This window comes from Saccharopolyspora sp. NPDC002578 (assembly GCF_053592695.1).
Window position 1 is genome coordinate 31,112 of sequence record NZ_JBSFWJ010000059.1, and the last position, 10,379, is coordinate 41,490.

Consider the following 10,379-nt stretch of genomic DNA (forward strand, 5'->3'; position numbering starts at 1 on the left):
GTAGCTCCCTACACCGCGAAATCGCTGTCCTCGCGAGGAAGCCGCTGAGAACCCGCCGGTGGTCGCCTTGCTCAAGCCGGTCACTGCTCAGCGGCTCCGCCGCTGACAGGACAACGACCAACGACGTCGCTCACCTGGGAAGACAAGATCAAGCGCAGGCGGTCAGGCGTCGTCCCAGGTCTGGGCGACGGCGTGCACCTTGACCCCGAGGGACTGGGCCACGGCGGTCTCGCCGGGCGGAGCGGCGTCGTCGGTGATCAGCGTGTCGTAGCCGCTGACGTCGCCGTGGGCGTAGGTGGCGGAGCGGCCGAACTTGCTGTGGTCCACGGCGAGGACCGCTCGCCGCGCCGAGTGCACGAACGCCTCCTTGTTCTCCGCGTACTCCCGCATGGGGTGCGAGAGCCGTCCTTCGTGGACGCAGGTCGCGGTGAGGAACGCGACGTCGACGTGGAACCGTTCGAGCTGGCGCACCACCTCGGGGCCCGCGCAGGACTCGAACTCCGGGTAGAAGCGGTCGCCGAGCAGGGTCACCTGCGTCGAGGACTCCGACAGCAGGTAGGCCACCCGCAGCGAATTGGTGATCACGTGGGTGTCCTCGGTCTGCCCGAGCAGCCGGGCGAGCGGGAACAGGGTGCTGCCGCAGTCGAGCAGCACGGTGCTGCCGGGGGCGACGTGGTGGCGCAGTTCCTCGCCGATGGCCGCTTTGGCCTCGCGGTGCATGTTCTCCCGGAACTGCAGCGAACTCTCGATGTCCACAGTGGACAGCGCGATGGCCACGGCGCGCCGCTTGTGCAGCAGCTTGCGCTCGTGCAGGTCGTCGAGGTCGCGGTGCATCGTCATCAGGCTCACGCCCAGCCGGGCCGCGAGGTCGTCGATGCGCACCTCCCCGCCCTTGCCGACATGACGTAGGACCGCCTGGCGGCGCTGCTCCACCTCGGCCCTGGACTTCCTGCTCGACATCGTCGCCTCCCCTCGACCCCTAATTTATCCCACATTTTGCGTGAAGATCTTGAAAAGATCTGAGAAATCTAGCATCTTGATCTCACACAACCGGCCGACCGCCGCGGCTACCGCGACCGGCCGGAGGTATCCAAGGCCACCACCGCGAGGTGGATGACCAGTAAAAACACCCGGACCGCCCTGCGTTGCAGCGAGGCGATCCGGCTGCACCGAACCGGGCACCGAAGCCCGTCAGGAGGTCCTCACCGTGGTATCTACCGACCACGAACCCCCCGCATCCGCGTCGTCCGGCGGCGGGACGACGTTCTTCGATCGCATCGGCATCCCGCGCACCCTGCTCTGGGGCTACGTCGGGATGTTGCTGTTCATGATCGGCGATGGGGTGGAGACCAGCTACCTCTCCACCTACTTCAAGGTCGACCTGGGCTTCTCCGAGTCCAGCGTCGGCATCGTGTTCACCGTCTACGGCCTCGCCGCAGCGGTCGGAGCCTTCCTCGCCGGCGGCCTGTCCGACAAGTGGGGACCGCGCAAGGTCATGATGGTGGGTGCCGCCCTGTGGGCGGTCTGCCACGTGCTGATGCTGACGATCGGCATCCCCACCAGCAACTACGTGCTGATCCTGCTCACCTACGGGGTGCGCGGTCTCGGCTACCCGCTGTTCGCCTACGGCTTCCTCGTCTGGATCATGGTCGGGGCGCCGGAGAAGCAGATCAGCAAGGCGCTCGGCTGGTACTGGTTCGCGTTCACCATGGGCTACCCGGTGCTGGGTTCCGCCCTGGTCTCCGGGCTCAAGCCGGCCCTGGGCTTCTACCCGACGCTGTGGGTCTCGCTCGCGCTGATCGCCGCCGGTTCCATCATCGTGTTCACGATGCTCAAGGAGCGCTCCGGTTTCACGCCGCTGGCCACCGACGGTTCCAGCATGGTCCAGACGCTCGTCGGCTGCTTCACCATCATGTTCTCCCGGCCGCGAGTCGGTCTGGGCGCGCTGACGCGGCTGATCAACACCACCTCGCAGTTCGGCGTGTGGGTCTTCACCCCGCTCTACCTGATCGAGCAGGTCGGATTCAACTCCGAGGAGTGGTCCACGCTGCTGATGATCATGATGGGCTCGAACCTGGCCGGCGTGGTCGCCTTCGGCGCGCTCGGCGACCGGTGGAGCAGGCACAAGACCATCGTCTGGTTCGGCGGTGTGCTCGGCGCGGTCGCCTGCCTCGGCCTGTACTACGTGCCCAATGCCGTCGGGCACAGCTACATCCCGGTCGCGATCACCGTGGCGATCTTCGGCGTCGGTCTCGCCGGTTACGTGCCGCTGCCCCCGCTGATGACCCAGCACGCCCCCGGTCGCAAGGGCCAGGTCATGTCGACCTACACCCTCGGCGCCGGTGCGAGCCAGGCCGTCGGCCCGGCCATCGGTACCGCGTTCATCGGCATCATCGGCATCCAGGGCGTCATGTGGATCTACGCCGTGCTGCACCTGGTCAGCGCCGCGCTCGCGATGATCATTCGGGAGCCCAGCGCGGAAGCTCAGCGCGAAGCCGCGGAGCTGCCCGAGGACAACACCGTGGTCGCGCACTGACCACGAGTCGGACTCGGCTCGTCCCCCCGGAGAGCCGAAACGGCACGACCTCCGACTTCCCGCCGCGGCGCCACCCGCCGCGCCGGAAGTGCTGAGATCTTTCGGCGGAGCCGGCGCCCCCACGAGGGGCGCCGGCTCCGCCGTTTCCGCTCGCACGGCGCGACCGGGATCAGGACCTCGCCGCGGCGGTCTTCTTCTTCGGCGACACCCGCAACGTGATGTCCGCGGTGACGACCGGTTCGCCGGAGGTGTCGAGGATGCGCACCGGCACCACCCACTCGGCGGGCTCGTCGCCGGGTTCCGGCAGCGGGTTCAGCTCGGCGACGCCGACGACGTCGGTGCTGGCCTTGGCGACGTAGCGCACCGCCATCCCGACCGGGATCCACCGGTGCGTGGCCGGGACGCTCGCTTCGGCGAGGACTCCGGCGGCGACCTCCGCGACGTTGCAGGCGGCGATCGCGTGGAACGTCCCGATGTGGTTGTGCACGGCGCGGCGCTTCTTCGAGCGCACCTCGCAGTAGCCCGGTTCCAGCCGGACGATGTGCGGCCGGACGGTCCGGAAGTACGGCGCGCGCAAGCACACTCCCCAGGAGAACAGCCTGGTCCCGAGTGGACGCGGTGAGAACTTGCGCCACATCTCCAGCGTAGAGGACATCGTGGGTCTCCTTCGGGGCGGACGTCGTTGCCGGTGCCGCACATTACCGGCGGGTAACCCGCGGGTCGGCCCCCGGTCGGTCGACCGCCGCGTCGGGCCCCCTCGTGATCCTCGTCCGGTTTTCGCCGGGCACCGCCGCTGGGCTGCGACGATGGGGCCGGGCGGCGGCTCGCTGCGCCGCCCGGTTCCACAGCGTGCGGTGCCGGTTCCGCGTCGAACCGGCGCCAGTGAGGAGAGCGCATGAGTGCCCCCGGCCTGAACGTCGTCATCGCCGACACCAACCTGCTGCCGCTGCGCGCGGAGATCGAGGCGGACCTGCCCGCGGGCACGCGGGTGAGCTGGCCGGACCGGCAGGACGCCGAGGCGATGCGGGCCGCCGTGGCCGACGCCGACGTGTACGTCTCGGGCAACCTCCCGGAGGACCTGGCGAAGGCGGGGGAGCGGTTGAAGCTGGTGCACGCGGCAGGCGCGGGCACCGACGGCATCGCGGTGCGGGCCCTGCCGCGCGGCGCGGTCGTGGCGAACACCTTCCACCACGAGAAGTCCATCGCCGAATACGTCGTCGCCGCAAGCACCATGGTGCGCCGCGACTTCCACGGCCAGGACGCGGCTCTGCGCGCGGGCCGGTGGGAGACTCCTGTCTACAGTGGACGTGCGCCGTGGGTGAACGCGCTGACCGGCGCGACGATCGGCTTCGTCGGCTTCGGGCACATCGGCAAGATCACCTGGCAGCGGTTCCGCGCGTTCGAGGCGCAGGGCGTCGCCGTCACCCGCCGGGGCGAGGTCGACGCCGCCGCGGAAGGTCTGGAGTGGACCTCCACCATCTCGGATCTGGGCGCACTGCTGGAGATCTCGGACGTCGTGGTGCTCTCCACGCCGCTCACGCCGGAGACGACCGGGCTGATCGGCGCGGCCGAACTGGCGCGGATGCGCGAGACCGCGGTCCTGGTCAACGTCGGTCGCGGGCCCATCGTCGACGAGCGGGCGCTGTACGACGCGTTGCGCGACGGCGTGATCGGCGGCGCCGCCATCGACGTCTGGTACGACTACCCGGTTCCCGGCGAGGTGAAGCACCCGAGTTCGCTGCCGTTCCACGAACTCGGCAACGTGCTGATGACCCCGCACTCCTCCGGGCTGACCCGCCAGACCTTCGCCGGTCGCTCCGCGGACATCGTGGCGAACATCCGCCGGCTCGCCGCGGGCGAGCAGCTGCGCAACGTGGTGACCACGGCCTGACCCGCGCGCCGCGGCCCGCGTCCGCGCGGGCCGCGGTGTGATCGCGTTCATGCCCGCAAATCCGGCGAATTGATTAGGGTAGGCAAAGTTAACTTCAGAGGAGTTGCGCATGCCTGCCCGCCCTCGCGGCCCGGTCCTCGCGACCGCGCTGCTCAGCGCCGTCCTGATGCTCGCCGGATGTTCGGGAGGTCCGTCGGCGGCGCCCGACGTTCCCGCCGGTGACGCGGACTGGACCCCGGTCACCGTGTCCACCGCCTTCGGTGAGGTCACGGTTCCGCAGCGCCCGCAGCGCGTGGTCACCCTCGGCTGGGGCGACGCGGAGGTCGCGCTGGCGCTCGGCGTGCAGCCGGTGGGCAGCGCGGACTGGCTCGGCGTCGGCGGCGACGGGCTCGGCGAGTGGGTCCAGCAGCGCTACGAGCCGGAGCCGCCGCCGATGCTCGGCACGCTCGACGTGAACATGGAACGGCTCGCCGGACTCGCGCCCGACCTGATCCTCGACACCAGGGCCAGCGGCGCCCCCGACCGGTACGAGCAGCTCAGCGGTCTCGGCGTGCCGGTGATCAGCATCCCCGAAGGCGCGCGGCAGTACACCACCACGTGGCAGCAGCAGCTCGACCTCATCGGCACCGCGCTCGGCGAACGGCCGAAGGCGCAGCGGCTCCGCGCCGACCTGGAGGCGAAGTTCGCGCGGGCCGCCCGCGAGCACCCCGAGTTCGTCGGCGCGACCTCCGTCGTCGGAGCGCGCACCGTGCGCGGTTTCGGCGCCTACGTGGACGGCACCAGCCGCGTGGAGTTCATGCGCGCCTTGGGCTTCCGCAACTCACCGGCGATCCAGGAGCTCGCGGGCACCGGGTTCTCCGTGCCGATCTCGCAGGAACGGCTGGACCTGCTCGACGCGGACCTCACCGTGATGACCACCATCGGCCTGGACCCGCAGGTGCTCATCGACGATCCGCTCTACCGGGCCGTTCCCTCCGTGCGGGAGGGGCGGGACGTCGTGTTCACCGACGACGTCGTCTCCTCGGCCTTCGCCAGCGCCACCGCGGTGGGCATCCCGTACGCCCTCGACCACCTCGTGCCGCGACTGGCCGAAGCGGTGAGCCGCTGAGGACCCCGATTTCCGCCCGGATTCCCGGGAAGCAGGTCCGCAGCGGGCTCACCGCCGGGCCGGGGATCAGCCGCGGATCGTCGTGGTGATCCAGTCGCGGTAGGACTCGACCTTGGTCCACTGGCCGTAGCCCGTGCTGCACTTCCCGTCGTCGTCACCGGGACCGCTGGTGACGCCGATCAGCTCCCACTCGCCTTCCCGGCCGAGGATCTGCGGGCCGCCGGAGTCGCCTTCGCAGGCGCTGGTGCCGGGAACGGCTCCTTCGGCGCAGAAGTTGCGCTGGGGGTCGATGCCGGTCGTGCACCGGTCGCCGGGCACGATCCGGGTGCTGATCTCCTGCAGCTTCTGGGCTATGTCCTGGGTTTTCTCGTTGGTCCGGCCCCAGCCGATGGCACGCGGCAGCTCCTGGGGAGGTTCGGGGTCGGCGGAAAGCCGGGCCGGCTTGTTCGGCACCGCGTGGTCCAGCCGGAGCAGCGCGAGGTCCGCCGCGGACCCCTTGTGGTTCGGGTGCACGACGATCTGCGTGACGTTGGCCGTGCTGCCGCCGGCGCTGCGGTCATCGCTGCCGATGCGCGCGGTCACGCCTTGCGGCGAGCGCGGCGTGGACTCGCCGTTCTGGCCCGTGTCCGTGACGCAGTGCGCCGCCGTGAGCACCCAGTCGGGAGCGACGAGCGAACCGCCGCAGAAGAACTTCTTGTCGTGATCGAGGCTCGTCATGAAGTCGTACGAGTCGGTCGCCGTCTTGCCGCCGATGATCGCGGGAGCCATCTGGGCACCCACGGCGGCCGGAGCGACCAGCAACGATGCCGCGACCGCGGCGATGGACAGACACAGGCGCATGGAAGCCCCTCCACTCGGAAGCGGCCGACTCTAGGGTCGCCGAGGTGGTCCGTCCAGAGTGCTCAGGGCGGGAATGTGCCTTAGGACACGCCCGGATTCGGCCTTTTTCGCGGAGCGTTCCTGATCCGGCACTCGGTGAATTCGCCCGCATGTTCCGGAACTTTCCGGTGCAGGTCAGCGCGCCGGAGGGTCGCACCGTCGCGTTGAGTCGTCGGTCGAACACGGTGAGCGCCGGAATCCGGGCTCGTGGTGGCAGATTCGCGTCTCTTTCCGAACGACCTGCGTAGCCGGCGGCTCAGCGGAACCTCAGCGGCTTCCTCGCTGCGGGATCGATTTCCGATGTATGCCATGCACGGCGAAATCGCTGTCCTCGCGAGGAAGCAGCTGAGAACCCGCCGGTGGTCGTTTTACTCAAGCTGGTCGCTGCTCAGCGGCTCCGCCGCTGACAAGAAAATGATCAAAAGACGTTCTTGACGGACCCTGAGGGAGGCGACGATCCGCACGACAGACCCCTGCCGTTCCCGGTACAGGGCGTCGGTGGAGCCTCGTCGCGATGTGCTCGTGCACGTGCGCGACCGCGCCACGTGGTGGCGCGGTCGTGGGTGAACGGTGCTCGCGGAGGTTCAGAGCCGCTTGCCGATCCGCTTGGCGTGCTTGCAATCCGGGCAGTTCACGCTGCCGTGGAACAGCTTCTCCGTGAACGTGTTCTCCCCGAACGACTTCCCGCATAGCGAGATCGCCTGGCCGTTCAACCAGGAGACGTCGGCGCCGTGGGTGATTCCGTCGTGCAAGATCGCGCTTTTCATGAGCGTCCCTTCCAGTGCTGATGCCAACTTCCGGATGAAGCCCTCCCCGAATGGAGCATCAGAACATCACTGACGATCACTTACGGCAACGATCGTTTGATGGCCTGCCGCTGTGCGGTCGTCCTGCGACGACGAACGGTTGATCAGGTTCGGCCCGTCTGATCACTTAACGTAGTTTTGTTGTGCGGCCTGGTCCGTTCGGATTCGGCGGTTCGGGGCGTTCTGCTCGGATGGCGGAATGTTTTCGGCCACGTCCTGGGTTCCACCCTCGGCGACCGCCGATCTCAGCACTTCGGAAGGAGCGGCCACGGTGCCGTACCTGGAACAGGCCGATCACCCGGACATCTTCGTCGAGCACGGATATCCGGAGCACATCGCGGATCTCGGCGAGATCCGCATGAACTACGCGGTCGCGGGCGACCCCACGAACCCCGCGCTGCTGCTCGTCCCCGGTCAGAGCGAATCGTGGTGGGGCTACGAGGAGGCGATGCGGCTGCTCGCCGACCGGTACCAGGTCTACGCGGTCGACCTGCGCGGGCAGGGCAGGTCCACGTGGACGCCGGGCCGCTACAGCCTGGACCTCTTCGGCGGCGACCTCGTCCGGTTCATCGATCGGGTCATCGGCCGTCCGGTGGTGGTCAGCGGTCTGTCGTCCGGCGGTGTGATCACGGCGTGGCTGTCCGCCTTCGCCGCACCCGGACAGCTCCGCGCCGCCGTTTACGAGGACCCGCCGCTGTTCTCGTCCGAGCTGAACCCCGCGGTCGGCACGTCGCTGCGCCAGGGCGCGGGCCCGATCTTCCGGCTCTGGCACAAGTGGCTCGGCCCGCAGTGGTCCATCGGCGACATCGAGGGCATGCGCGCGGCGATGGCGACCGAGCTGCCCGGCGCGATGGCCGCGATGCTGGGCGGCGCGAACACCGGTGACGCGACGGGCGAATCCGCCGCCGTGCCGCAGAACCTGCGCGAGTACGACCCCGAGTGGGGTGACGCCTTCGTCTCCGGTCGCGTCGCGCTCAACTGCGACCACGAGACGATGCTGTCGCGGGTGCGGGTGCCGGTCCTGTTCACCCACCACTTCCACGTCGCCGATCCGGAGACCGGCAACCTGGTCGGCGCGGTCTCCGACCAGCAGGTCGAGCACGCCCGGCGGCTGATCGAGGGCGCGGGGAACTCGTTCACCTACCGCGCCTTTCCGGAGATGCCGCATTCCATGCACGGGCACGACCCGGCCACGTACGCCGCGACCATCACCGGCTGGCTGGACGGGCTCGACCTGGAGCCGCGCTCCGCGAGCTGAGCGGGAACGGCTGCTCGCCGCACGATCGCGCCGCGCGGCGAGCAGCGGCCCGTCAGCCCAGCGCGTCGAGCATCGCGTCGGCCAGCGGTCCGCTGGACGCCGGGTTCTGGCCGGTGAGCAGGTTCCCGTCCCGCACGGTGCGCGCCTCGTAGGCCGGGCCGCCCTCGTGCTGCGCGCCCCGTTCGCGGAGCCGGGCCGCGAGCAGCCACGGGGCGCCCTCGGCGGTGCCGAACAGCTGCTCCTCCTCGTCGGTGAAAGCGGCCATCCTCCGGCCCGCGAACCGCCAGCCGCCCTCCGCATCGACGGCGCTGAGCAGGCCCGCCGGGCCGTGGCAGACCGCGCCGATGATCGTGCCGGTCTCGTCGGCCCGGATGAGCAGACGTCCGAGGTCCGCGTCCTGGTGCAGATCGACGACGGGGCCGTGCCCGCCCGGCAGCAGCACGGCGGCGTAGTCGTCCACGTCGACCTCGTGCAACGGCAGCGGCGCCCCGAACTCGCGCAGCGCCGTCTCGGCGTGCCGCACGTGGCGGGAGCAGTCCGCCCCGGCGATCTCGGGGTCGGCGCTGTGCCGGTCCAACGGTTGCAGGACGCCGCCGGGCGAAGCGAAGTCGACCACGTGCCCCGCGTCGACGAACTTCTCGTGCGGCGCGGCGAGTTCTTCGGCCCAGTAGCCGGTCGGGTAAGTCGAACCGTCGGCGCGCTCCCAAACGTCGGCGGCGGACATGATGATCAGGATCTTGCTCACGGAGCGGGCCTTTCTCGGGGCGGGAGGACGCGGGCGGCGATCGGCTCGCGTCCGGGATCGACTCCCAGGCTGCCGCCCGGAAAGCGCTCCGGGAGCCCGTCCGCGCGCCCTGCGCGGACCCGCCTTGGCGAACCTAGGACGCAGCGGACCACCCGCGGTCGCCCCGCAGCGGCGACAATGGCCCCATGGCCCGGACCAACCGCGAGCTCGCGGACTTCCTGCGGCGAGCCCGCAGCCTCGGCGACCCCGCACGCGCCGGTCTGCCCGCCGACGGCCGGGTGCGACGGGTCCCCGGCTTGCGGCGGGAAGAGGTCGCGCTGCTCGCCGGCGTGTCGACCGACTACTACGCGCGCCTGGAGCAGGGCCGGCGCATCGTGCCGTCACCGCCGGTGGTGGCGGCGATCGGCCGCGCGCTCGAACTCGACGACGCCGGCCTGTCGCACCTCGAAGCCCTCATCGAGCGCTCCGCCGGTGCCGGGCGGCGGCGGGCGCGCGGGGTCCAGCGAGTGCGGCCCGGCCTGCACCGGTTGCTCGACGCCCTCGACGGTGAACCCGCGCTGGTCCTCGGTCGCCGCACGGACGTGCTGGCGAGCAACCGGATGGCCCACGCGCTGTTCACCGACTTCGACCGGATCCCGGCGCCGCGGCGGAACTACGCGCGCTGGATGTTCCTGGACGACGCCGCGCGCACGCTGTTCGCCGACTGGGAGCAGCACGCACGCACGACGGTGGAGGCGCTGCGCCTGGACGTCGGCGCCGACCCCGAGGACGCGGCGGCGGTCGCGCTGGTCGCCGAGCTGCGCCAGCGCAGCCCCGAGTTCGGCCGGTGGTGGGACGAGCACCGCGTCCACCAGCGCACCCACGGGTCGAAGCGGTTGCGCCATCCCGTCGTCGGCGAACTCACCGTCCAGTACGAGACCTTCGTACCGCCCGGCGATCCGGACACGACCCTGTTCCTCTACACCGCGGAGGCCGGATCACCGTCGCACGACGCGTTGAACCTCCTCGCCAGCTGGAACCTGACTACCTGTTCTTGATCTCGTTCTGCTCTGGTGGTCATTTGGCGGAACCTCAGCGTTCTTCTCGCTGCGGGATCTTTTTCCCGAGTGGCTCCGCCACGAGGGAAAAAGCTGTCCTCGCGAGAAGAACGCTGAGA

General features: G+C 70.0%; 10 protein-coding genes. 5 read left to right on the forward strand and 5 right to left on the reverse strand.

Annotation, left to right across the window (positions count from 1 at the left end; translation table 11 throughout):
• Window positions 1-162 precede the first annotated feature (162 nt).
• Window positions 163-960 carry a DeoR/GlpR family DNA-binding transcription regulator gene (locus tag ACWD38_RS23220; protein WP_184478703.1) on the reverse strand — a complete coding sequence of 266 codons (798 nt, stop codon included), beginning with the start codon at window positions 958-960 and terminating at the stop codon, window positions 163-165.
• A 247-nt stretch (window positions 961-1,207) separates the two neighbouring features.
• Between ACWD38_RS23220 and ACWD38_RS23225 the strand changes: the two genes are divergently transcribed.
• A complete protein-coding gene (locus tag ACWD38_RS23225) occupies window positions 1,208-2,536 on the forward strand; it encodes an MFS transporter (protein ID WP_221315768.1) in 1,329 nt (442 codons plus the stop codon).
• Between the two features lie 169 nt (window positions 2,537-2,705).
• On the opposite strand, the gene ACWD38_RS23230 is transcribed toward ACWD38_RS23225, so the two are convergent.
• Window positions 2,706-3,191 carry a hotdog fold domain-containing protein gene (locus tag ACWD38_RS23230; RefSeq protein ID WP_450124897.1) on the reverse strand — a complete coding sequence of 162 codons (486 nt, stop codon included), beginning with the start codon at window positions 3,189-3,191 and terminating at the stop codon, window positions 2,706-2,708.
• A gap of 240 nt (window positions 3,192-3,431) precedes the next feature.
• On the opposite strand from ACWD38_RS23230, the gene ACWD38_RS23235 reads away from it, so the two are divergent.
• The gene (locus ACWD38_RS23235; RefSeq protein WP_246456731.1) at window positions 3,432-4,427 is read left to right on the forward strand and encodes a 2-hydroxyacid dehydrogenase; all 996 of its coding nucleotides are present in this window, start codon (window positions 3,432-3,434) and stop codon (window positions 4,425-4,427) included.
• A gap of 109 nt (window positions 4,428-4,536) precedes the next feature.
• Complete coding sequence (locus tag ACWD38_RS23240) at window positions 4,537-5,535, forward strand: ABC transporter substrate-binding protein (RefSeq protein ID WP_184478705.1); 999 nt, start codon at window positions 4,537-4,539, stop codon at window positions 5,533-5,535.
• A 66-nt stretch (window positions 5,536-5,601) separates the two neighbouring features.
• On the opposite strand, the gene ACWD38_RS23245 is transcribed toward ACWD38_RS23240, so the two are convergent.
• Entirely contained in the window at window positions 5,602-6,375 is a 774-nt protein-coding gene (locus tag ACWD38_RS23245) for a S1 family peptidase (protein WP_184478706.1), read from the reverse strand.
• A 623-nt stretch (window positions 6,376-6,998) separates the two neighbouring features.
• Window positions 6,999-7,181 (reverse strand): hypothetical protein, encoded by a 183-nt coding sequence (locus ACWD38_RS23250; RefSeq protein ID WP_184478707.1) that lies wholly within the window; start codon window positions 7,179-7,181, stop codon window positions 6,999-7,001.
• Between the two features lie 310 nt (window positions 7,182-7,491).
• Between ACWD38_RS23250 and ACWD38_RS23255 the strand changes: the two genes are divergently transcribed.
• Entirely contained in the window at window positions 7,492-8,478 is a 987-nt protein-coding gene (locus tag ACWD38_RS23255; protein WP_221315770.1) for an alpha/beta fold hydrolase, read from the forward strand.
• 52 nt (window positions 8,479-8,530) lie between these two features.
• Here the strand turns inward: ACWD38_RS23255 and ACWD38_RS23260 are convergent, their stop codons facing one another.
• On the reverse strand, window positions 8,531-9,223 hold the full coding sequence (locus tag ACWD38_RS23260; protein ID WP_184478709.1) for a DJ-1/PfpI family protein: 693 nt from the start codon (window positions 9,221-9,223) through the stop codon (window positions 8,531-8,533).
• Between the two features lie 185 nt (window positions 9,224-9,408).
• Here ACWD38_RS23260 and ACWD38_RS23265 point away from each other — a divergent pair, with 185 nt between their 5' ends.
• The gene (locus ACWD38_RS23265) at window positions 9,409-10,260 is read left to right on the forward strand and encodes a helix-turn-helix domain-containing protein (protein WP_184478710.1); all 852 of its coding nucleotides are present in this window, start codon (window positions 9,409-9,411) and stop codon (window positions 10,258-10,260) included.
• Window positions 10,261-10,379 lie beyond the last annotated feature (119 nt).